Origin of the sequence: Marinibaculum pumilum (assembly GCF_042646425.1) — a bacterium.
Taxonomy (GTDB): domain Bacteria; phylum Pseudomonadota; class Alphaproteobacteria; order Ferrovibrionales; family Ferrovibrionaceae; genus Marinibaculum; species Marinibaculum pumilum.
This window is the reverse complement of sequence record NZ_JBHRTR010000005.1, coordinates 213192-234277: the sequence shown is the minus strand read 5'-3', so window position 1 is coordinate 234277 and position 21086 is coordinate 213192. Positions and strand designations below refer to the sequence as shown.

General features: G+C 67.4%; 20 protein-coding genes and 1 pseudogene. 12 read left to right on the top strand and 9 right to left on the bottom strand.

Annotation, left to right across the window (positions count from 1 at the left end; all coding sequences use genetic code 11):
* The first annotated feature begins 3 nt into the window (after window positions 1-3).
* The 7 genes and pseudogenes from ACFOGJ_RS02030 (at window position 4) to ACFOGJ_RS02000 (ending at window position 7178) form a co-directional block, all read left to right on the top strand.
* Window positions 4-1512: an NADH-quinone oxidoreductase subunit M gene (locus tag ACFOGJ_RS02030; protein ID WP_379897734.1), complete on the top strand. Its 1509-nt coding sequence runs from the start codon at window positions 4-6 to the stop codon at window positions 1510-1512.
* A gap of 10 nt (window positions 1513-1522) precedes the next feature.
* A pseudogene (gene nuoN / locus ACFOGJ_RS02025) lies at window positions 1523-2974 on the top strand (NADH-quinone oxidoreductase subunit NuoN); the annotation flags it as partial.
* Window positions 2975-3106: 132 nt separating this feature from the next.
* Window positions 3107-3868 (top strand): biotin--[acetyl-CoA-carboxylase] ligase, encoded by a 762-nt coding sequence (locus tag ACFOGJ_RS02020; protein WP_379897733.1) that lies wholly within the window; start codon window positions 3107-3109, stop codon window positions 3866-3868.
* 34 nt (window positions 3869-3902) lie between these two features.
* Window positions 3903-4700, top strand: a complete 798-nt coding sequence (locus tag ACFOGJ_RS02015) for a type III pantothenate kinase (protein WP_379897732.1) — start codon at window positions 3903-3905, stop codon at window positions 4698-4700.
* 10 nt (window positions 4701-4710) lie between these two features.
* Window positions 4711-6408 carry a ribonuclease J gene (locus ACFOGJ_RS02010; protein ID WP_379897731.1) on the top strand — a complete coding sequence of 566 codons (1698 nt, stop codon included), beginning with the start codon at window positions 4711-4713 and terminating at the stop codon, window positions 6406-6408.
* Window positions 6409-6475: 67 nt separating this feature from the next.
* Window positions 6476-6880, top strand: coding sequence for a methylmalonyl-CoA epimerase (gene mce, locus ACFOGJ_RS02005; RefSeq protein ID WP_379897730.1), 405 nt, complete (start codon window positions 6476-6478; stop codon window positions 6878-6880).
* 37 nt (window positions 6881-6917) lie between these two features.
* Window positions 6918-7178, top strand: coding sequence for a DUF1467 family protein (locus tag ACFOGJ_RS02000; protein WP_379897729.1), 261 nt, complete (start codon window positions 6918-6920; stop codon window positions 7176-7178).
* A 9-nt stretch (window positions 7179-7187) separates the two neighbouring features.
* Here the strand turns inward: ACFOGJ_RS02000 and ACFOGJ_RS01995 are convergent, their stop codons facing one another.
* Entirely contained in the window at window positions 7188-8264 is a 1077-nt protein-coding gene (locus ACFOGJ_RS01995; protein ID WP_379897728.1) for an aspartate-semialdehyde dehydrogenase, read from the bottom strand.
* Between the two features lie 634 nt (window positions 8265-8898).
* Here ACFOGJ_RS01995 and ACFOGJ_RS01990 point away from each other — a divergent pair.
* The 5 genes from ACFOGJ_RS01990 to ACFOGJ_RS01970 all read left to right on the top strand — a co-directional run bounded on the left by ACFOGJ_RS01990 (window position 8899) and on the right by ACFOGJ_RS01970 (window position 13582).
* A complete protein-coding gene (locus ACFOGJ_RS01990) occupies window positions 8899-9504 on the top strand; it encodes a hypothetical protein (RefSeq protein WP_379897727.1) in 606 nt (201 codons plus the stop codon).
* A gap of 161 nt (window positions 9505-9665) precedes the next feature.
* Window positions 9666-10982 carry a proline--tRNA ligase gene (gene proS, locus ACFOGJ_RS01985; RefSeq protein ID WP_379897726.1) on the top strand — a complete coding sequence of 439 codons (1317 nt, stop codon included), beginning with the start codon at window positions 9666-9668 and terminating at the stop codon, window positions 10980-10982.
* 42 nt (window positions 10983-11024) lie between these two features.
* The gene (locus tag ACFOGJ_RS01980; RefSeq protein WP_379897725.1) at window positions 11025-12320 is read left to right on the top strand and encodes a lipoprotein-releasing ABC transporter permease subunit; all 1296 of its coding nucleotides are present in this window, start codon (window positions 11025-11027) and stop codon (window positions 12318-12320) included.
* Between the two features lie 5 nt (window positions 12321-12325).
* Window positions 12326-12997, top strand: a complete 672-nt coding sequence (locus tag ACFOGJ_RS01975) for an ABC transporter ATP-binding protein (protein ID WP_449288564.1) — start codon at window positions 12326-12328, stop codon at window positions 12995-12997.
* A gap of 126 nt (window positions 12998-13123) precedes the next feature.
* The gene (locus ACFOGJ_RS01970; RefSeq protein WP_379897723.1) at window positions 13124-13582 is read left to right on the top strand and encodes a hypothetical protein; all 459 of its coding nucleotides are present in this window, start codon (window positions 13124-13126) and stop codon (window positions 13580-13582) included.
* Window positions 13583-13734: 152 nt separating this feature from the next.
* Here ACFOGJ_RS01970 and ACFOGJ_RS01965 read toward each other — a convergent pair whose 3' ends face one another.
* The 8 genes from ACFOGJ_RS01965 to ACFOGJ_RS01930 form a co-directional block, all read right to left on the bottom strand.
* The gene (locus ACFOGJ_RS01965) at window positions 13735-14616 is read right to left on the bottom strand and encodes a pirin family protein (protein ID WP_379897722.1); all 882 of its coding nucleotides are present in this window, start codon (window positions 14614-14616) and stop codon (window positions 13735-13737) included.
* Between the two features lie 125 nt (window positions 14617-14741).
* Complete coding sequence (locus ACFOGJ_RS01960) at window positions 14742-15206, bottom strand: hypothetical protein (protein WP_379897721.1); 465 nt, start codon at window positions 15204-15206, stop codon at window positions 14742-14744.
* A gap of 145 nt (window positions 15207-15351) precedes the next feature.
* A complete protein-coding gene (gene puuE, locus ACFOGJ_RS01955) occupies window positions 15352-16272 on the bottom strand; it encodes an allantoinase PuuE (protein ID WP_379897720.1) in 921 nt (306 codons plus the stop codon).
* A complete protein-coding gene (locus tag ACFOGJ_RS01950; RefSeq protein WP_379897719.1) occupies window positions 16269-17264 on the bottom strand; it encodes a branched-chain amino acid ABC transporter permease in 996 nt (331 codons plus the stop codon). The genes puuE and ACFOGJ_RS01950 overlap by 4 nt, the downstream gene beginning before the upstream one ends.
* On the bottom strand, window positions 17261-18145 hold the full coding sequence (locus tag ACFOGJ_RS01945; protein ID WP_379897718.1) for a branched-chain amino acid ABC transporter permease: 885 nt from the start codon (window positions 18143-18145) through the stop codon (window positions 17261-17263). Before ACFOGJ_RS01945 ends, ACFOGJ_RS01950 begins: the two co-directional genes overlap by 4 nt.
* Complete coding sequence (locus ACFOGJ_RS01940) at window positions 18142-18930, bottom strand: ABC transporter ATP-binding protein (protein ID WP_379897717.1); 789 nt, start codon at window positions 18928-18930, stop codon at window positions 18142-18144. Before ACFOGJ_RS01940 ends, ACFOGJ_RS01945 begins: the two co-directional genes overlap by 4 nt.
* The gene (locus tag ACFOGJ_RS01935; RefSeq protein WP_379897716.1) at window positions 18927-19679 is read right to left on the bottom strand and encodes an ABC transporter ATP-binding protein; all 753 of its coding nucleotides are present in this window, start codon (window positions 19677-19679) and stop codon (window positions 18927-18929) included. Before ACFOGJ_RS01935 ends, ACFOGJ_RS01940 begins: the two co-directional genes overlap by 4 nt.
* 111 nt (window positions 19680-19790) lie before the next feature.
* Window positions 19791-21077 carry an ABC transporter substrate-binding protein gene (locus tag ACFOGJ_RS01930; RefSeq protein WP_379897715.1) on the bottom strand — a complete coding sequence of 429 codons (1287 nt, stop codon included), beginning with the start codon at window positions 21075-21077 and terminating at the stop codon, window positions 19791-19793.
* Between the last annotated feature and the right edge of the window lie 9 nt (window positions 21078-21086).

The following is a 21086-nucleotide window of genomic DNA, read 5'->3' as shown; positions in this document are numbered from 1 at the left end:
GCGATGACCGATGCTCCGATCCTCTCGATCCTGACCTTCCTGCCGCTCGTCGGCGTGGTCTTCATCCTCGGTGTCCGCGGCACCGAGCAGACGGTGGCCCGCAACGCCCGCAACGTGGCCTTGTGGACGACGGTGATCACCTTCGCGGTGTCGCTGATCCTCTGGTTCGGCTTCAACCGCGAGACGGCCGACTTCCAGTATGTGGAGCAGGGCGACTGGCTGGCGGACGGGATCCGCTACCAGCTGGGCATCGACGGCATCTCGATGCTGTTCGTGCTGCTGTCCACCCTGCTGATGCCGCTGTGCATCCTCGCCTCGTGGAACAGCATCACGAAGCGGGTGCGGGAATACATGATCGCCTTCCTGGTGATGGAAACCCTGATGATCGGGGTCTTCACCTCCATGGACCTGGTGATGTTCTTCATCTTCTACGAGGCCAGCCTGATCCCGATGTTCCTGATCATCGGCGTCTGGGGCGGGCAGAACCGGGTCTATGCCTCGCTGAAGTTCTTCATGTTCACGTTCGCCGGCTCCGTCCTGATGCTGCTGTCGATCCTGTACATGTACTGGCGCACCGGCACGACCGACATCCCGACCCTGATGGAGTTCGACTTCACGGCACAGGAGCAGTACTGGCTGTGGATCGCCTTCTTCATCTCCTTCGCGGTGAAGGTGCCGATCTGGCCGGTCCATACCTGGCTGCCGGACGCGCATGTCGAGGCGCCGACCGCGGGCTCGGTGCTGCTGGCGGGCGTGCTGCTGAAGTTCGGCGGCTACGGCCTGCTGCGCTTCTCGATCCCGATCTTCCCGCTGGGCTCCGATTTCTTCGCGCCGCTGATCCTCGCCCTCTCGATCATATCGATCATCTACACATCGATGGTCGCCCTGGTGCAGGAGGATATGAAGAAGGTCATCGCCTACTCATCCATCGCCCATATGGGCGTGGTGAAAGTGGGCATGTTCTCCTTCACCATCATCGGCATCGAGGGCGCGATCATCCTGATGCTGGCGCACGGCTTCATCTCCGGCGCGCTGTTCCTGTGCGTCGGCGTGCTGTACGACCAGATCCACAGCCGCGACATCGCCAGATATGGCGGCGTGGTGAACAAGATGCCGATGTTCGCCCTGGTGTTCATGATATTCATCATGGCATCGGTGGGCCTGCCCGGCCTGGCCGGCTTCGTCGGCGAATTCCTGTCGCTGGCCGGCGCCTTCAAGGCGAACACCTGGGTCGCTTTCCTGGCCACCACCTCCGTCGTCCTGTCGGCGGTCTATTCCCTGTGGCTCTACCGCAACGTGATGTTCGGCGAGCTGGTGAAGCAGGACCTGTTCGGGCTCAAGGACCTGAGCATGCGCGAGATCCTGATCTTCGCGCCCCTGGTGATCCTGGCGTTCTGGTTCGGCCTGTACCCGCAGCCGTTCCTGGATGTCATGGATGCGTCGGTGCAGAAGCTTGTGGCCGACCACGCCGCCTCGCTGGAGGCGGCGGGCCTGAACCCGAACCGGTTCTGAGGACGGATTGATGAACGAGCTCGCAACAACCGTCCCGACGATCTGGCCGGCGCTGCCGGAGATCTTCCTGGCCGCCGCGGTCCTGGTCCTGCTGATGGTCGGCGTCTTCATCGGCGACCGCGGCACCCGCCTGGTCGCCTGGCTGTCGGTCCTGGTCCTGGCGGTGATGCTGGTCCTGGTCTGGCTCGGCCCGGCCGACCGCACCGTCGCGCTGAGCGGCCTCTACGTCACCGACAGCCTGTCGCGCTTCGCCAAGACCCTGATCCTGATCGGCTCGATCGGGGCGCTGATCCTGTCGCTGCACTACAACCGCCAGGAGCGGATGGAACGCTTCGAGTTCCCCATCCTGGTGCTGACGGCGACCATCGGGATGACCCTGATGGTCTCCGCCAACGATCTGATCTCGCTTTATGTCGGCCTGGAGCTGCAGTCGCTGTCGCTCTACGTGATCGCCGCATTCAAGCGGGATTCCGGCCGCTCGACCGAGGCCGGGCTGAAATACTTCATGCTGGGCGCCCTGTCCTCGGGCCTGCTGCTCTATGGCTGCTCGCTGCTCTACGGCTTCAGCGGCACCACCTCGTTCGACGGGCTGTCGCAGGTCTTCGCCAACGGCCTGACCGAGAACCGGGTCGGCGTCGTCGTCGGCCTGGTGTTCCTGATCGCCGGCCTGGCCTTCAAGATCTCGGCCGTGCCGTTCCACATGTGGACGCCGGACGTCTATGAGGGCGCACCGACCTCGGTCACCGCCTTCTTTGCGGTGGCGCCGAAGGTGGCGGCGATCTGCCTGCTGCTGCGTGCCCTGATGGAGCCGCTGGGCGGCATCGACGACCAGTGGCGCCAGATCATCGTGGTGATCTCCGTCCTGTCGATGGTGCTGGGCGCGGTCGCCGCGCTGAACCAGCGCAACATCAAGCGGCTGATGGCCTATTCCACGATCGGGCATGTCGGCTATGCGCTGATCGGCGTTGCCGCAGGCACCGAGGAAGGCGTGCGCGGCGTGCTGCTGTACATGGCGATCTATATCGTCATGAACCTGGGCATGTTCGCCTGCATCCTGGCGCTGCGGAACCGGGACGGCATGGTGGAGAATATCGACGACCTGGCCGGCATGTCGCGCACCCATCCGGGCCTGTCGCTGGCGATGGCGGTGTTCCTGTTCTCGCTCGCCGGCGTGCCGCCGCTGGCCGGATTCTTCGCCAAGTTCTACGTCTTCATGGCGGGCATCAATGCCGGCCTCTACACCCTGGCCGTGATCGGCATCCTGGCCAGCGTGATTGGCGCCTTCTATTACATCCGCATCATCAAGGTGATGTATTTCGACGTGCCGGAGGGCGAGCCGCTGGAGCGGCCGATGCGCCCCGAACTGGCCGTCGTCAGCCTGGTCACCGGGGTGCTGGTGCTGTTCTACATCGTGCTGCCCGGGCCACTGGTCAGCAGCGCACAAAGCGCCGCGCAGCAGCTGATGGCCAACAGCCATGCCCGCATGGATGCGGAGCAGGCCGCCGACAAGGCCCATCTGGAAAAGGAAGCGGCGGGAGAGACGCCGGCGCACGACTAGGGCGTCCGGCAGGCGAACCGCACAAGGACCGGCCGGATGCCGATCGCTGCCCCCGGATGGCGGGTGGAACGGCTGCGCCAGGTCGGCAGCACCAACGACGAGGCGCGCGACCGGGCGCGGGACGGCGATCCCGGCCTGCTGCTGATCATTGCCGAGGAGCAGCTCAGCGGTCGCGGCCGCCGCGGCCGCCAATGGCATTCGCCGCCCGGCAACCTCTACTGCTCCGCCCTGCTAAGGCCCGGCATGCCGCCGCAGGAAGCCGGCCTGTTTTCCTTCGTCACGGCCGTCGCGCTGGCGGCGGCAATCGACGAATGCGCGCCGGCGGCGTCCGCGCTGCTGACCTGCAAATGGCCGAACGACCTGCGGATCGCCGGTGCGAAGCTGTCCGGGATTCTGCTTGAATCCGGGGCACGCCCCGACGGCGGCCTGGACCATCTGATCATCGGTACCGGGGTCAATGTCCGCTTCGTCCCCGACGGCGCCACGGAACGCTATCCGGCGACCTGCCTGGCCGATCATGGCCAGGACGATCCGGAGGCGGTCGCCGCCGCCTACCTGGTCCACCTGGCGGACTGGTGCAGCCGTTTCGCGGCCGAGGGCTTCGCGCCCGTCCGCCGCGCCTGGCTGGATCGCGCGGAGGGCCTGGGGGCCGCGATCACCGTCCGCCTGGGCCGGGAGGAGCTGCAGGGCCGCTTCCTCGACTTCGGCCATGACGGCGCCCTGATGCTGGAACGTCCCGACGGCAGCGTCCGCACCATCGTCTCCGGCGAGATCGTGCAGACCGTGCCCGCCACCTGACGGCCATCGGGCCGACACCAGGACAGCCATCGCCATGCTGCTCGCCATCGACGCCGGCAACACCAACATCACCTTCGCTGTCTTCGACGGCATGGACCTGCGGGCGGAATGGCGGATCGCGACGGATGCCGGACAGCGGACCGCCGACGAGTATGCGGTCTGGCTGACCCAGCTGATGGCGCTCAAGGGGGTCCGCCCCGAAAGCATCGATGCCGCGATCATCTGCTCCGTGGTGCCGACGGTGATGTTCGCGCTGAACCGCCTGTGCCACGACTATTTCAACGCCAGGCCGCTGGTCGTGGGGGAGGCGGGCTGCCGCCTGGAGATCCAGGTCTTCGCCCAGGGTGTCGGCGCCGACCGCATCGTCAATGCCGTCGGTGCCCACCTGATCACCCGGATGCCGAAGATCGTCATCGACTTCGGCACGGCCACAACCCTGGACCTGGTGGACGGGCAGGGGAACTATTGCGGCGGCATCATCGCGCCGGGCGTGAACCTGAACCTCGACGCACTGCACCGTGTTTCCGCCATGCTGCCGCGCATCACCGCGGACCGTCCGCCGGACGACCGGGTGATCGGCACCGACACGATCAGCGCCATGCGCTCCGGCGTCTACTGGGGCTATGTCAGCATGATCGAAGGTCTGGTCGCGCGGGTGAACCGCGAATATGGCCAACCGGCCACGGTGGTCGCCACCGGCGGCCTGGCGCCGCTGTTCGGCGGCGCCACCGAAGCCATACAGATCGTCGCAGGCGACTTGACGATGCGCGGCCTGAGGGAGATCTATCGACGCAACAGCGCCAGCGAGACGGGCGAAACCAAGACGGAATGATTGGAGCGACATGACGCAGCATCAGGACCCGGAAACGCCGGGAATCGATCCGGCCAGCCTGGTGTTCCTGCCGCTCGGCGGTGCCGGCGAGATCGGCATGAACCTCAACCTCTACGGTTGCGACGGCAAGTGGCTGATGGTGGACCTCGGCATCACCTTCGCCGACGACACCATGCCTGGCATCGACCTGCTGACCCCGGACCCCAGCTGGATCGCCGACCGCGCCGAGGACCTGGTGGGGCTGGTGCTGACCCACGCGCATGAGGACCATCTGGGGGCGGTGCCACATCTGTGGCCGGAGCTGGAATGCCCGGTCTACGCGACCCCCTTCGCGGCGGCCCTGCTGCGGCGCAAGCTGTCCGAGTTCGGGCTGGAAGGCGAGGTACCGATCCATGAGTTGCGGCCGGACGAGGCGCTCGCCCTCGGGCCGTTCCGGATCACGCCGGTCGGCCTGACCCACTCGATTCCGGAGATGCGGGCCCTGTCGATCGAGACCCGCCACGGCCGCGTGCTGCATACCGGCGACTGGAAGCTGGACCCGGATCCCCTGGTCGGCCCGGCGAGCGACCTGGCCGCGCTGGAACGGCTGGGCGATGAAGGCGTCCTGGCCCTGGTCTGCGATTCCACCAACGCGCTGTCGCCCGGCACCAGCGGCTCGGAGGCGGATGTCCGGCGACACCTGATCGACCTGGTCGCGAAGCAGACCGGCCGGGTGGCCATCGCCACCTTCGCCTCCAACGTCGCTCGGGTCGAGACGGTGGGCGAGGTGGCGAAGGCCACCGGCCGCCGGCTCTGCATCGTCGGCCGCTCCCTGCACCGGATCACGGAGGTCAGCCGGGAATGCGGCTATCTGGGCGGGATGCCGGACCTGGTGGACGAGCGCGACGTGGGCTACCTGCCGCGCGAGGAGGTCCTGCTGCTCTGTACCGGCTGCCAAGGGGAACCCCGCGGCGCGATGGCCCGCATCGCCGGCGACACCCATCCCAACATCACCCTGGCGCCCGGCGACACAACGATCTTCTCCTCCAAGATCATCCCCGGCAACGAGCGCACCCTTTTCGCCCTGCACAACCTGCTCGCCTCCCGCGGGATCGAGGTGCTGACCGAGAAGGACGCGCCGATCCACGTCTCCGGCCATCCCTGCCGCGACGAGCTGGCGGAGATGTACCGGATCGTCCGCCCGCAGATCGCGGTGCCGGTGCATGGCGAGGCGCGCCACCTGATCTCGCACGCAGCCCTTGCGCGGTCGCTGGGCGTGGGCGAGGCCGTGGTCACCCGCAACGGCCATGCGGTGCGCCTGTCGCCCGGGCGGCCGGCGATCGTGGCCGAGGTGCCGGCCGGCCGGCTGGCCGTGGATGGCGAGGATCTGGTCCTGCCCGACGGGCCGGTGCTGCGCACCCGCAGGCGCCTGATGCGCAACGGCGCAGTGTTCGTGACCCTGGCGCTGGACGGCAAGGGCCTGCCCATGGGAGAACCGATGATCGCGCTGTCCGGCGTGGCCGAGGACGATGACGGTGCCCTGGCCGGGGAAGCGGGCGAGGCGGTTCTGTCTGCGGTCCGGCGCCTCTCCAACGCCGACAGGAACATCGACGAAATGGTGGAAGATGCCGCCCGGCGCGCCGTACGGCGCATGTTTCGCGGCCTGAACGGGCGCCGGCCGATCGTCGAGGTGCATCTGGTCCGCATGACCGGGGTCAAGGCCGCCTGACGAAGGCCGTCAGAATGGATGGGCGCGCCGGCGGGGCGCCCGCAGCAGGGATCGAGAAGGGATTGAGATGATCGGACGCCTGAACCACGTGGCCATTGCCGTGCCGGATCTGGAGGCCGCCTCCACGACCTATCGCCAGATGCTGGGCGCCAAGGTGTCGGAACCGGTGCCGCAGCCCGACCATGGCGTCACGACGGTGTTCGTGGAACTGCCCAACACCAAGATCGAGCTCCTGCATCCGCTGGGGGAGGGCTCGCCGATCGCCAAGTTCCTGCAGCGCAACCCCGATGGCGGCATGCACCATGTCTGCTATGAGGTCGACGACATCCTTCAGGCGCGGGACCGCCTGAAGGAAGAGGGCGCCCGGGTCCTGGGCGATGGCGAGCCGAAGATCGGCGCCCATGGCAAGCCCGTCCTTTTCCTGCACCCGAAGGACCTGCACGGCACGCTGGTGGAGATCGAGCAGGTCTGAGCGGCGGCGTCCGGCGCAACAGCCAGGGAAGCACGAGTTGGACTACGGATCTGCCATCGTCACCTTCATCATCCTGTGGTGGCTGGTGTTCTTCTGCCTTCTGCCCGTCGGCGTGCGGACGGCGGAGGAGGAGGGCCAGGTGCCGGAAACCGGCCACGCGACCTCCGCCCCCGTCCGCCCGCAGATCGCCCGGAAGATGCTCATCACGACCGGTATCGCCGCCATTCTCTTCGTCGGCACCTACCTGGTGGTCGAGATGAATCTGTTCAGCTTCCGCGACTGGGCGGCGCGTTCCTGAACGGGTCCCTCATCGGCCCTGCAGCAGCAGCTCCGCGATCTGCACCGCGTTCAGCGCCGCCCCCTTGCGCAGGTTGTCGCCGCTGACGAACAGGGCCAGGCCGTGCGGCACGGTCGGGTCGACCCGGATCCGGCCCACCAGCACCGGGTCCTGCCCGGTGGCCGCGAGCGGATTGGGCACATCCTCCAGCATCACGCCGGGCGCTGCGGCAAGGATGCGGCGCGCATCCGCCACGGACAGCGGCCGCTCGAACTCGGCATTGATCGATAGCGAGTGGCCGGTGAAGACCGGGACCCGGACGCAGGTGCCGCAGACGGGCAGGGCAGGCAGGTCCAGGATCTTCCGGCTCTCATCGCGGAGCTTGGCCTCCTCCTCGGTGAAGCCGTCCTCTTCCAGGCGGTAGTTCAGCGGCACCACGTTGAACGCCAGCGGCACCGCCCACTTCGCCGGCGCCGGAAACGACACCGCCGCACCGTCGAAGGCCAGCGCGGCGGGATCGCTGCCGGCAGCCGCCAGCTGCGCTGCGAGTTCGGCGATGCCGGCCTGGCCGGCGCCGGATGCCGCCTGGTAAGTGCTGGCGACAAGGCGCTTCAGCCCGGCCGCGTCATGCAGCGGCTTCAGCACCGGCATGGCGGCCATGGTGGTGCAGTTGGGATTCGCCACGATGCCCTTCGCGATGCGGGCAAGGGCATGGGGATTGACCTCCGCCACCACCAGCGGAACATCGGGATCGGCCCGCCAGGCGGACGAATTGTCGATCACCACGGCGCCGGCTTCGGCGACCTTCGGCGCCAGGGCCCGCGACGTCGCACCGCCGGCGGAGAAAAAGACGATATCCAGGCCGCCGAAGTCCGCCGCGGCGGCATCCTCCACGGCGATATCCTCACCGCACCACGGCAGGGTCTTGCCGGCCGAACGGGCGGACGCGAACAGGCGCAGGTCTGCGACCGGAAAGCCGCGCGCCTGCAGCAGCTGCAGCATCATCTGGCCGACAAGGCCGGTGGCGCCGACGAGGCCGACGCGGGCGCCGGCAGCCGCCCGCATCCGTCGGACGGCCGATCCGTCCAGGGGCTGTTGATCTCCCATACCTGTCACTCCTCTTCAGGGAGGCACGGGATCAGCCGGTCAGGGAGGGGAAGGGGCTGCCCCGCGCGTCCGCGGGGCTGGTGTCCGGATTATGCGCGGTCAGTTCGCACGCGCATCGGCCCACGCCCCGCCAAGGCGGGTGGTTTTCCGGACGGTGGTTTTCGTCGGTGCGTGGGTCATGGCCGGTCTCTTAGACCGCTTGCGACGTCCGGTAAATGCCGGAACGACAGAGTCATATGCGGGAATGGAGCGCTGTGGCGACGATGCCACGGTGCGTCGTCGCCGCGAGTCTGGAACACAAGGCAGCGCCCCGCCGCCTCTGCACGTCAAATGAGCGTTTGACCGCCCTCTTTATAGGCAGGTGATAGAAAAATGCGCAACTTACTGAGTTGGCAGGAAAAAATGGCAAAAAAAATAGCAAGACCGAGTTTTCGATCTTGCCATGTCGCAATGCAGCATTCAGGATGTTTCTTACGCAAACGGGCTGAGCCCGCGAGCGTACGCTTGATGGCGTTTCCTCCCTAAACTTGGGCTGCGCCCTCTTGGACACAGGAGGGCGTGGCCCTCTCTTTTTTTCTTGGCGGCCAGTGTACGCAAATCGGGCGGTTGCATGCAAGCGCTTCGGCACCGTTTGTTGTACTTTTTCGAGCAGATCGCATCTTGCCTTTCTCCCCGCCTAGAATTGCGGGGATTTGCCGAAAGGAAAAAGCGGGAATTCATGCTCGACAGACCCATCATGCCGTCCCGAAACCCTCCGATGATTTCGCCACCGACGATCATGCGCCGCGCCTTCCTGGCCGCAGCCCTCGCCCCGCCGCTGTTTCTGGCGCCTTGTCCGCCGGCCGCGGCACAGTCGCAGACACCCGAGCCGGCATTGACCGCCGAGGAGTGCCGGTTGCTGCTGGCCCGCAATGCCGCGGGCACCGCCAGTGGCGCCGACTATGTGCCCGGGGTCAGCACCACCGGACAGACAGTCGCGCCTGCCGACCTGCCGCCTGACCCCGGGGTCTCCGCGGATGCCGGCGGCGCCGCATCCGCCTTCGATCAGGTGGAGATCAAGCTGCTGGGACCGATCGAGGCGGAAGGCGGGACCGGAATCGGCGCACAGCTGCGGCCGGGGACACTCACCGTCAATACGCGGACCGGTCAGGTGCTGCTGGACGGCAAGCCCCTGACCGGCGGCCAGGACGATTCCCTGGCGCGTTACTGCGCGGCGCTGGAGAAGCGCGGCGCCCGCTGAAACGCGCATTCCCCTGCGCTTTCCCGGCGATTGCCAGGACCGTGTTCCCTGCTCTAGAAGGGGGCGGCATATCGTCCCGGCCGCCGCGCCGCGGGCCTTTGTGATCCGTGTCCCCGCGCGCGCCGGTTCCGGCAGTGCTGCACCTCTCTGTGAAGGGTCAGATGCGTCTCAGCTCCTTCTTCATGCCGACCCTCAAGGAAACGCCGGCCGAAGCCCAGATCGTCAGTCACCGCCTGATGCTGCGGGCCGGCATGATCCGGCAGTCCTCGGCCGGCATCTATTCCTGGCTGCCGCTGGGCTTCCGGGTGCTGAAGCGGATCGAGCAGATCGTGCGCGAGGAGCAGGACGCCCACGGCGCCCAGGAACTCCTGATGCCGACGATCCAGTCCGCCGACCTGTGGCGGGAGAGCGGGCGCTACGACGATTACGGCAAGGAGATGCTGCGGATCACGGACCGGCACGAGCGGGACATGCTCTACGGTCCGACGAACGAGGAACTGATCACCGATATCTTCCGCCATTCGGTGCGCAGCTACCGGCAGCTGCCGCAGATCCTGTACCACATCCAGTGGAAGTTCCGGGACGAGGTGCGGCCCCGCTTCGGCGTGATGCGCGGCCGCGAGTTCCTGATGAAGGACGGCTATTCGTTCGACATCGACAAGGATGCAGCCCGGCGGTCCTACAACCGGCATTTCGTGTCCTACCTGCGGACCTTCGCGCGGATGGGCCTGAAGGCGATCCCGATGCGGGCGGAGACGGGGCCGATCGGCGGCGACCTCAGCCACGAGTTCATCATCCTGGCGGAGACGGGCGAGAGCGAGGTGTTCTGCGACCGTGCCCTGGTCGAACGCGACGTGCTGCAGGAGGGAATCGACTATGCGGGCGACCTGCAGCCGCTGGTCGACAGCTGGACCGAGCCCTATGCCGCCACCGAGGACATGCACGATTCCGCGCTCTACGAGGCCCTGCCTGCGGAGCGTCGCGTCCAGGCCCGCGGCATCGAGGTCGGCCACATCTTCTATTTCGGCACGAAATACTCCGCCCCGATGGGTGCGGTCGTGGTCGGCCCGGACGGTCAGGACGTGCCGGTGGAGATGGGCTCCTACGGCATCGGCGTCTCCCGCCTGGTCGGTGCCATCATCGAGGCCAATCATGACGATGCCGGCATCGTCTGGCCCGACGCCGTGGCCCCGTTCCGGGCCGGCATCATCAACCTGAAGCCGGAAGACGGTGATTGCACCGCAATGGCCGAAACCCTGCACGGCCGCCTGCGCTCCGCCGGGGTCGAGACCCTGTACGACGACCGGCCGGAGCGGGCCGGCGCCAAGTTCGCGACCATGGACCTGATCGGGCTGCCCTGGGCGGTGACGGTGGGACCGCGGGGCGCAAAGGCCGGCACCGTGGAGCTGAAACGCCGCGCGACCGGGGAGAAGGAAGAGCTTTCCCTCGACGCGGCGATCGCCCGCCTCGTCGACTGAAATCTCCCGCAACGGCCGGGACACCCGGCGGAGGCCCGAGACATGGCAGCATCGGAGCCCGCGTCCGGCCGCAGCAGACGCGGCGGCACGGCCCCCTTCTCCGCGGTGGAATGGCTGCTGGCATTCCGCTACCTGCAGGCGAGGCGGCGCGAGGGATTCATCTCCGTTATCGCGATCATCTCCCTGGTGGGGATCACCATCGGGGTGGCCACCCTGATCATCGTGATGTCGGTGATGAACGGCTTCCGCGAGGAACTGCTGAGCCGGGTGCTGGGCCTGAACGGCCATGTCGTGGTGCAGGTGCCGAACCGGGCCTTCGACGACTATCTCACGGTGGCGAACACGGCGCGCAATGTCGACGGCGTGCTTGCGGCCACGCCGATCGTGGAGGGCCAGGCGCTCGCCACCTCCCGGGCGGCGGCGGCGGGTGCCGTGGTCCGCGGCGTCATTCCAGAGGATTTCGTGCGCGACAACCTGGCCGGGCAGCAGATCGTCGCCGGCGACATGTCCCTGTTCCATGGCAAGAAGGCGGCCGTGATCGGCTACCGGCTGGCGCGCAGCCTGCAGGTTCGGGTCGGCGACGAGGTGAAGCTGATCGCGCCGGAGGGCATCTCGACCGCCTTCGGCACGGTGCCGCGCAGCCTGACGGTGCAGGTGGTCGGGCTCTTCAACATCGGCATGTACGAATACGATTCCGGCTTCGTCTTCCTGCCGATGGAAGCGGCGCAGCTGTTCTACCGGACCGGAGACGCGGTGTCGGGGGTGGAGATCATGCTGCAGGATCCCGACGATACGGCCGCCGCGATGCGCGACATCGGCCAGGCGCTGGGGCCAGGCTACCGGCTCTCCGACTGGCGGCAGGCGCATGGCCACCTGGTCACCGCGCTGCAGGTGGAACGCAACGTGATGTTCGTGATCCTGACCCTGATCATCGTCGTCGCGGCGTTCAACATCATGTCCAGCATGATCATGCTGGTGCGCGACAAGGCACGCGGCATCGCCATCCTGCGGACCATGGGGGCGAGCCGCGGCACCATCATGCGGGTCTTCTTCATCTGCGGCTCCAGCGTCGGCATCATCGGTACCGGCCTGGGCTGGCTCGCCGGGCTTGGCTTTGCCCAGAACATCGACTGGCTGCGCCGGCAGCTGGACGCGATGCTGGGCACCGACCTGTTCGCGGCGGAGGTCTATTTCCTGTCGCAGCTGCCGGCCAAGGTGAACAATACCCAGGTCCTTTTGGTGATCCTGGTGGCGCTGCTGCTCACCTTCGTCTTCACCATCTACCCGGCATTCCGTGCAGCGCGGGTCGATCCGGTAGAGGCGCTCCGCTACGAATGACTAACATGGCCCTCGAACTGCGCGACGTCCGTCGCACCTTCCGCCAAGCGGAGCAGCATCTCGACGTCCTGCGGGGTGTCGACATGTCCCTGCGGGCGGGCGAGGTCGTGGCCCTGATCGGACCGTCGGGCGCCGGCAAGTCGACCCTGCTGCAGCTCGCCGGCCTGCTGGAAAAGCCCGACGCGGGCGAGGTGCTGATCGAGGGCATGCCCACGGCACGGCTGGACGATTCCGGCCGGACCCGGCTGCGACGCCACAGCCTGGGCTTCGTCTACCAGTTCCATCATCTTCTGCCCGAATTCACCGCGCTGGAGAACGTGGTCCTGCCGCAGCGCATCGCAGGACAGGGCAGGGGGGCCGCCACCGCCCGCGCGCGACAATTGCTGGAAGAACTCGGTCTTGCCGCCCGACTGGGCCACCGCCCCTCGCGCCTGTCGGGCGGCGAGCAGCAGCGGGTGGCGATCGCCCGCGCCTTCGCCAACGGCCCGCGAGTGATCCTGGCGGACGAACCGACCGGCAATCTGGACGAGCGCACCGCCAGCCACGTGCTGGACGCCTTCCTGGGCTTCGCACGCGATCACCGCACCGCCTGCCTGGTGGCGACCCACAATATCGAACTTGCCCGGCGGATGGACCGCATGCTGCGGCTGCATGACGGCCAGTTGGTTGCCGCCTGAAGGGATCGCGACAGGATCGGGGCCGACCTCGGTCTGGACTTTCGGCGTCTGGGCTTTCGGCGTCTGGGCTTTTGCGAACGGCCGCCCCTATACTGCCGGCACCGGGCCGAGATGATGGAGACTGCCATGAAACGGCTTCGCCCCGTTCCCAGGCTTCTTGCCCTGTTTGCCGCCTTCGCCCTGCTGGCGACACCGGCCGCCGCCTCCCTGATGCCGTGGATGTACGACCCGCCGCTGATCGTCACAAACAAGACGGGGAAGGAGGTCCGCCTGGTCTGGCAGACGGCAAAACCCGGGGTGGAGATCTCGCGACCGCGGACGGCGACAATTCCCGCCGGGGCGACGGACCAGCGGGTGGAGCCGGGACTGTTCTGGATCGTCTATCCCGGCGATGACAAGAAGGGCAAGGTCCTCCTCGAGAACTTCGTCTATGTCTCCAGCCTCGACGAGACGGGCGGCTTCGCCGAACAGGCGGTTCTGGAGACGGACGAGTTCACCCGGGTCGCAGACCTTCTGAAGCTGGCGCTCAGGGTCACCGTCCTGGAGGACGGGCGCATCCGGCTGGAACCGTCGCCCGAGCGCTGACAGAGTGCGGGCCGCGGTCCTACCGCGGTTTCAGATCCGAGTCGGGCGGCGTTTTTCAGCGAGTCGGACTCAATTGTCCAAATTGGTCACACGCGGTTTTTGCTTGTTCCTGCGGACAGTTGAGCCCCGACAGGAGGCGCATGTCCGGCGCCTCAGCCCAGGAAACGGCCGCTCTGGTAGTCCTGGAACGCCTGCAGCAGTTCCTCGCGCGTGTTCATCACGAAGGGGCCGTGACGGGCGACGGGCTCGCCCAGCGGGCGGCCGGCCACCAGAAGGAAGCGTGCCCCTTCCGGGCCGACGGATGCGGCCAGGGTGGGGCCGCGATCCAGGACCGCGAGCCTCTCCTTCGCCACGGCGGTTTCGCCACCGTCCGGCCCCTGCACCAGCAGTGTCCCGTCGATGCCGTACAGGAAGGCGTTGTGGCCTTCCGGCAGGTCCTCGACATAGCGGCCGCCGGGCGGGACGGTGACGTCGAAATAGAGCGGCGCCACCGCGACGTCGCGGACCGGCCCCTCGGTGCCCTCGCGGGTGCGGCCGGTGATGACCTTCACCGTCGTGCCGTCGGCGCGCCGTTCCACGGGGATCGCCTCGGCGTCGAATTCCTGGTAGCGGGGCGCCGTCATCTTGTCCGATGCCGGCAGGTTGACCCAGAGCTGGAAGCCCCAGAGCAGGCCGTCCCGCTGCTCCGGCATTTCCGAATGCTCGATGCCGCGGCCGGCGGTCATCCACTGGATACCGCCGGTCTCGATCACACCGGCATTGCCGACCGAATCCTCGTGCCGCATGCGGCCGTGCAGCAGGTAGGTCACCGTCTCGAAACCGCGATGGGGATGCGGCGGGAAACCGGCGATATAGTCGCCCGGCCTGTCGGACTTGAAGGAATCCAGCATCAGGAACGGATCCAGCATGTCCAGGCGCGGCTGGCCGATCACTCGGCTCAGCTTCACCCCGGCGCCATCCTCCGCCGGCATGCCCGCCAGGACGCCGAGCACCGCACGCCGCCCGGCCACATCACGTTCCAGAACCTCGGCCATCTCCGACCCCTTCTTTCGCAGGACCCCGATTGCGCCAACATGTGGCCCGGAAGGCCCTGAAAGGGAAGGGGACGGGGCGTGACGTATTGTTCCCTATCTAGGAACAGTCGGCGACGCGCCGCATGCTACCAGCCCGACTTGGTGACATGCATATGCTGCCGCTCCCGGTAGCGTTCGCCGGGGCGGACGGTGATGTTTTGCGAACAGCGCCGGTACCTGTCGTCGGAGTCGTAGCTGGCAGCCTCTATCCCGACGAAACGCTTGCCGTCCGGCCCACCGTCACGAAGGGTCACCAGGCAATCGATGGCGCCATCTTCGACCTGCGGCACGTGCACGGAAAAGACCAGTTCGCCTTCCGGCGCGCATTCGGCCCGGATGCGCTTGCCGGACGCCGCCACGTCGGGGCAGCCGGCACTGGCATCCACCTCATTGACCGACAGCGGCGTGTAGACGATCAGCTGATAGGCATCCGCCCGGGCGGGGGACGTGATGCCGGCCGAAAGCGCAGCCAGCATCGCCGTGGCGATGGCGGCTGCGGTCTTCGGACCGACGGCGGCGGTCACGCGCCGGCGCATGATTCTGTGCTGCATGGCAGGCCTCCTTCCTGGCGCCTTCGACATCGGGCCCCGGATGGCCCGAACCCGCCGCCGACATAGGGCGGCAGGCACAGCGGCCAAGAGGTAGTCAGAAGGGGGCAGGCGAAAGAGGCGGGGAGGGGAGACGAAAGCGCCCGCCTCAGCCGGGCGGCGGGAAGCGGTCGCGCCAGTGGCGGGCGATCTCCGCGCGCGTTGTCACCCAGACATCCGGATGCCCCCGGACATAGTCCAGGAAGCGCGCCAGCGCCGCGGCCCGCCCCGGACGGCCCGACAGCCGGCAATGCAGGCCGATGCTGAGCATCTTCGGCGCTGTGGCGCCCTCCGCGTACAGGACGTCGAAGCTGTCCTTGCAATAGGCGTAGAACTGCTCGCCGGAATTGAAGCCCTGCGGCATCGCATAGCGGAAGTCGTTGGCATCCAGGCCATAGGGCAGGATCAGATAGGGCTTGCCGGCGACCTCCGTCCAGTAGGGCAGGTCGTCGGAATAGTCGTCGGAATCGTAGAGGAAGCCGCCCTCCTCGGCGACCAGGCGGCGGGTATTGGCGCTGTGGCGGCCGCAGTACCAGCCGAGCGGCCGGCTGCCTGCCAGACGCGTATGCACCTCGATGGTGCGTGCGAGCTGGGCGCGCTCCTCCGCCTCCGGCATCTGCGCATAGTCGATCCAGCGATAGCCGTGGCTGGCGATCTCCCAGCCGGCCTCGACCATCGCGGCCACCGCCTCCGGATTACGCTCCATCGCCATGGTAACCGCGTAGACGGTCAGCGGCAGCTTCCGCTCCGTGAACATCCGGTGCAGCCGCCAGAAGCCGGCGCGGCTGCCATATTCGTAGATGCTCTCCACCCCCAGATGCCGGCCGCCCGGCACCGGCGGCGCGCCGACGATCTCGGTCAGGTAGCTCTCCGACGCGGCATCGCCGTGCAGGATGTTCATCTCGCCGCCTTCCTCGTAGTTCATCACGAAGGAGAGGGCGAGGCGGGCGCCGCCGGGCCATTGCGGATCCGGGGTACGGCCGCCATAGCCGACCATGTCGCGCGGATACGGGGTCGGATCGTCGCTCATGGGCCGTTCCTCCGGGCCAGGCGAACGGCCAGGGCGCGGATGCCGCCATAGAGGCCGCCGGGATAGACCAGCATCACCAGGATGATCAGCAGCGCGATGGTGATCGGCCGCCAGGCGCCGAGGTCGATCATCACCTCGTCCAGGAAGACCAGGACGAAGCCGGCGAGCAGCGAGCCGTAGATCGTCGCCGTGCCGCCCAGCAGCACCATCGACAGGATCAGGGTCAAGAGGCCGACGCCGAACGCCTCGATGGAGGCGTTGCGGACATAGGCGCCGTAGAGGCCGCCGGCCATGCCGGTGAACATCGCGCTGGCGACCATGGTCAGGAGCCGCTGCCGCGCCAGCGAGATGCCGCGGGAAACGGCATATTCCTCGTTGTCACGCAGGGCGACGACGCTGAGGCCGAGGGCCGAGCGGACGAAGACCCGCAGGAACAGGATATTGGCCGCCAGCAGGACCAGGGCCGTGTAGTAGTAGCCGATCTTGCCGTCGCGGATGAAGTTGTGGCCCGGCAGCTTCAGCGACGACACCCCGGTCATCCCCAGGGTGCCGCCGGTCCAGTCGGACTGGCTCACCACCAGCTGCAGGACCAGCTGGCTGAAGGCGAAGGTCACCAGGATGATGTAGATGCCCTTCAGGCGCAGGATCGGGACGGTGACGATCGCCGCGGCGATCATCGCCGTGATGCCGGACAGCGGGATCGCCGCCCAGCCGTTGATATCGCCGAACTTGGTCGCCAGGCCGTAGGTGTAGAGCCCGATCGCGAACAGCGCGAGATGCCCGAAGTTGAAGATCCCGGCATAGCCCAGGCTGAGGTCCCAGCTGGACGCCACGATGGCGTAGATGAAGACCAGGATGATCAGGTGCCGGGTATAGCTGTCGGTCACCACCAGCGGCAGCAGGACCAGCAGCAGCAGGCCGGCCGCCATGGCGGCGAGCTCGCGCCCCTCCAGCGGCATCCAGGAGGGCATGCGGAAGCCGGCGCCGGTCATGTCAGCCTGCGGGAACGGCCGGTCAGCAGCCCTTCGGGCCGGACCATCAGGGTGACGATCAGCACCAGGAACAGCAGCGCCGGCGTCCAGTAGAAGCCGATGAAATAGGTCGCCACCGCCTCGAAGAAGGCGATCAGGTAGGCGGCCAGGATCGGCCCGGTCAGGTTCGCCACGCCGCCGAAGATCACCACCACCAGCGCCTTCACCAGCGGCTCCGTGCCCATCGTCGGCGACATGAACTTCAGCCCGCCGAAGAACACCCCGGCCAGCCCCGCCAGAACCGCCGACAGCGCGAAGGCCAGGGCGTACATCATCGGCACGTTCAGGCCGGCCAGCAGGCTGGCATCCTCGTTCTGCGACACCGCCCGCAGCGCCAGCCCGGTCCGCGTCCGGTTCAGGAACAGCCAGACCGCGGCCAGGATCAGCGGCGTGATCACGATGATGGTCAGCTGGTGCGCCGCGATGCCGAAGCCAAGCACGTCGGCATTGCCCGGGATCAGCGGCGGCAGCTGCTTCGGCCGCGGCCCCCAGGTCAGCAGGGTGACATTCTCCAGGATGGTGAAGGCGGCGAGGGTGGTGATCACCACCGTCAGCACGATGTTCGGCTGGCCGATGAAGGGGCGCACCAGGGCCAGCTGGAACAGCCAGCCGATCACCGCCATCACCGCCAGCGCCAGGATGATGGAGACGAACAGAGGCAGGCCGAAGCCGGCGGCGTCGACCAGCTGCCAGGTGATGTAGGCGCAGAGGGTGGCGAAGACGCCCTGGCCGAAGTTGAAGACGCCGATCGTCGTCCAGATCAGCGCCAGCCCGACCGCCATCATCGCGTAGAGCGAGCCGGAGAACAGGCCGGAGATGACGATCTCGAAGGCCGCGTTCACAGCACCGTCTCCCCGACATTGCCGCCGGTGCCGAAATACATCGCCATGATCTCCTCGTGGTCGATCTGTTCGCCCGGGCGGATCTGCGCCGCGACCTCGCCGTGGTTGATCATGTACAGCTGGTCGGTCAGTTCCATCAGGAACTCCACGTCCTGCTCCACCACCACCAGCGGCATGCCGGCGTCGGAGATGGTGCGGATCGCCGCGGCCAGCTCCTCCTTGATCCGCGGCGCCAGCCCCAGGGTGGGCTCGTCGAGGATCAGCGCCTTCGGATCGCCCATCAGGCCGACCCCGATGGAGGCCATCTGCCGCTCGCCGCCGGACAGGGTTCGGATCTGCTGGCGCCGGCGCTCCTTCAGGCGGGGGAAGATCTCGTAGATCCGCTCCTGGTTGGCGGCCTCGGCGGCCCGCGCCCGCGGGGTATAGGCGCCGAGCTTCAGCGCTTCCTGGATCGTTAGGTCGGGGAAGATCTGGTTGCCCTGCGCGACATGGATCAGGCCCAGCGCCACGATCTGGCGCGGCTTCGCATTGGTGATGTCGCGGCCCTGGAAGCGGACCCGCCCCGAGCGGGCGCGCAGCAGGCCGGAGACGGTCCGCAGCAGGGTGGTCTTGCCATGCCCGTTGGGTCCGAACAGGCCGATATTGTGCCCTGCCTGCATGTCCAGGCTGACTCCGTGCAGGATCGTCACCCGGCCATAGCCCGAAACCAGCCCCTCGACCTCCAGGGTCAGGCTGCCGCCCTCCGGGGCGGCGGCGGCAGGCACGCCTTCAGCAGGCGCGGTCATGCCGCCGCCTGCTTGCGGCGGCCCAGATAGGCCTCGATCACCAGCGGGTTCTTCACCACCTCGTCGGGCGTGCCCTCGGCCAGGATCTGGCCCTGGTTCAGCACCAGCAGATGCTCCGACAGGGTCAGCAGCAGCGCCAGGACATGTTCGATCAGCAAGATCGTCACGCCGCGCGCGGCAATCTGCCGGATCAGGGTGATCGTCGTCTCGATCTCCGGCCTGGTCAGGCTGGAGGCCGGCTCGTCCAGCAGCAGCATGCGCGGCTGCATGGCCAGCGCAGAGGCCAGCATCAGGCATTTGCGCTGGTAGACGGACAGGGCGGCGGCCGGCAGGTCGAAGTCCGCGTCCGAAAAGCCGGTGAAGGCCAGCGCTTCCGCCACCGCATCGCGGCGGGCCGCGGCGCCGCGCTGGCCGAGGCCGTAGGTGACGCCGAGCAACGCGTTCTCGAAGACGCTCAGGCTGTCGAAGCTGGTCTCGCGCTGGAAGGTCCGGGCCAGGCCGGCCTGCGCGATCTCGTGCCCGCGCAGCCCCTGGATCTCCCGGCCGGCGAAGCGGACCTTGCCGCTGTCGGGCCGGAAGGGAATGCCGGTGACGATGTTGAACAGGGTGCTCTTGCCGCTGCCATTGGGCCCGGCGATGCCGAAGATCTGGCCCTCGGCAACCTGGAAGCTGACCTGGTCGACGGCCCGCAGGTCGCCGAACGATTTCGATACGCCGTCGACGTCGATCAGGATCGTGCCGTCGCCCATGAGAAAGCCAGCCTTTGCGTATGGGTCGAGAAGCAAGGGGGCGGCGGCGGGAAAGGCGACGGCAGGCCCGCCGGCTCTCTCCCGCCGCCGCCCCGGACGGTTCCGGCCGGCCTACTTCTTGGTCATCCAGGGAGGCAGCTGGAAATCGCCGGTGGCAAACTGGGTCGGCGAGATCAGCACGCGATTGCCGCTCTGGATCTGGAAGAAGGTGATCGGGATATAGTCGTCGCCCTGGATCGCCAGATGGGTCTTCGGGTCGAACTTCAGGCGACCCTCGGCCACCTTCTTGTCGGTCTCCCCGATCGCCTTGCCGATCGCCTCATGGTCGGTCGGATCGCCGACCTTCTGCAGGGCGTCGAAATAGATGTTCGTCATTTCGTACAGGCCGACGCCATAGGCGCCGGACTTGGTGCCGTACTTGTCCTCGAACTTCTTCAGCAGCTCCGGCCCGCGCGGCCATTTCGGGCTGTCGATCACGCCGCCGAGCAGGTTGTAGACGATGCCGGTCGACTTCTCGCCGGTCAGCTCCACGAATTCCGGCACGCTGGGCGCATATTGCAGGAACACCAGGCTGTTGGTCGGATCCTCCAGGAACTGGTTCAGGAAGGTCGCCGCATTGCCCGGGATGTAGTCGGTGTTGATCACCAGGTCCGGCGGGTTCTGCCGGATCTTGGAGATGATCGGCCGCCAGTCGCTGACCTCGCCGAACGGCACCAGCTCGTCGACGGTGATCGTCCAGCCGCTGTCGGTGAACTTCTTCTTCATGCCCTCCGAGATCGTCTTGGAATAGGCATTGTCGGAGGAGACGATCGCCACCGTCTTGTTCGGCAGGTCGATCTTGCCGGCCTTGGCCAGTGCCTCGACGAACGGCGTGACGTCGGTCTCATAGGCGTCGAAGGACGGGGTCAGCGACCAGCAGCACCAGTACTTGTCCGGGTCGGGCGCGATGATGTCGCGGGTCTGCTGCGAGGTAGCCGCCAGCATGTACGGCATCTCCGCCTCAGCCATCGTCTCGATCTCGAAATTGGTCAGGCTGGCATAGCCGGTGAGCATGAAGTGCACATCCTCGTCCGCCAGCAGCCGCTCCACCGCGGAGGTGACAGCGCCGGCGGAATGGTCCTTCACATCGCCTTCCACCACCTCGAAGGTGTAGCCGGCGATGCCGCCTGCGGCATTGGCCTCCTCGACGGCCATCTGGACGCCCCGCACCGTCTCCTGTCCGTCCGCCGCATTCGGGCCGGTCAGGGCGGCAAGGACGCCGATCTTGACCACCTTGTCGTCGGCCGAAGCCATGCCGGCGAGCCCGGCCAGCGCCGTCGCGCCGAGTGCCGCGGCCATCGTCAGCCGGCGCGCCGCCCGCCCAATGCCACCGCCGGCATGAATATTCCGCTGTATCATTTTTCTTCA

What these genes read in the sequence shown, in the direction of transcription:
- ACFOGJ_RS02030 (WP_379897734.1), top strand. Translation starts at nt 4, where the DNA reads ATGACCGATGCTCCGATCCTCTCGATCCTGACCTTCCTGCCGCTCGTC.
- ACFOGJ_RS02020 (WP_379897733.1), top strand. Translation starts at nt 3,107, where the DNA reads ATGCCGATCGCTGCCCCCGGATGGCGGGTGGAACGGCTGCGCCAGGTC.
- ACFOGJ_RS02015 (WP_379897732.1), top strand. Translation starts at nt 3,903, where the DNA reads ATGCTGCTCGCCATCGACGCCGGCAACACCAACATCACCTTCGCTGTC.
- ACFOGJ_RS02010 (WP_379897731.1), top strand. Translation starts at nt 4,711, where the DNA reads ATGACGCAGCATCAGGACCCGGAAACGCCGGGAATCGATCCGGCCAGC.
- mce (WP_379897730.1), top strand. Translation starts at nt 6,476, where the DNA reads ATGATCGGACGCCTGAACCACGTGGCCATTGCCGTGCCGGATCTGGAG.
- ACFOGJ_RS01995 (WP_379897728.1), bottom strand. Translation starts at nt 8,264, where the DNA reads ATGGGAGATCAACAGCCCCTGGACGGATCGGCCGTCCGACGGATGCGG.
- proS (WP_379897726.1), top strand. Translation starts at nt 9,666, where the DNA reads ATGCGTCTCAGCTCCTTCTTCATGCCGACCCTCAAGGAAACGCCGGCC.
- ACFOGJ_RS01980 (WP_379897725.1), top strand. Translation starts at nt 11,025, where the DNA reads ATGGCAGCATCGGAGCCCGCGTCCGGCCGCAGCAGACGCGGCGGCACG.
- ACFOGJ_RS01975 (WP_449288564.1), top strand. Translation starts at nt 12,326, where the DNA reads ATGGCCCTCGAACTGCGCGACGTCCGTCGCACCTTCCGCCAAGCGGAG.
- ACFOGJ_RS01970 (WP_379897723.1), top strand. Translation starts at nt 13,124, where the DNA reads ATGAAACGGCTTCGCCCCGTTCCCAGGCTTCTTGCCCTGTTTGCCGCC.
- ACFOGJ_RS01965 (WP_379897722.1), bottom strand. Translation starts at nt 14,616, where the DNA reads ATGGCCGAGGTTCTGGAACGTGATGTGGCCGGGCGGCGTGCGGTGCTC.
- ACFOGJ_RS01960 (WP_379897721.1), bottom strand. Translation starts at nt 15,206, where the DNA reads ATGCAGCACAGAATCATGCGCCGGCGCGTGACCGCCGCCGTCGGTCCG.
- puuE (WP_379897720.1), bottom strand. Translation starts at nt 16,272, where the DNA reads ATGAGCGACGATCCGACCCCGTATCCGCGCGACATGGTCGGCTATGGC.
- ACFOGJ_RS01950 (WP_379897719.1), bottom strand. Translation starts at nt 17,264, where the DNA reads ATGACCGGCGCCGGCTTCCGCATGCCCTCCTGGATGCCGCTGGAGGGG.
- ACFOGJ_RS01940 (WP_379897717.1), bottom strand. Translation starts at nt 18,930, where the DNA reads ATGACCGCGCCTGCTGAAGGCGTGCCTGCCGCCGCCGCCCCGGAGGGC.
- ACFOGJ_RS01935 (WP_379897716.1), bottom strand. Translation starts at nt 19,679, where the DNA reads ATGGGCGACGGCACGATCCTGATCGACGTCGACGGCGTATCGAAATCG.
- ACFOGJ_RS01930 (WP_379897715.1), bottom strand. Translation starts at nt 21,077, where the DNA reads ATGATACAGCGGAATATTCATGCCGGCGGTGGCATTGGGCGGGCGGCG.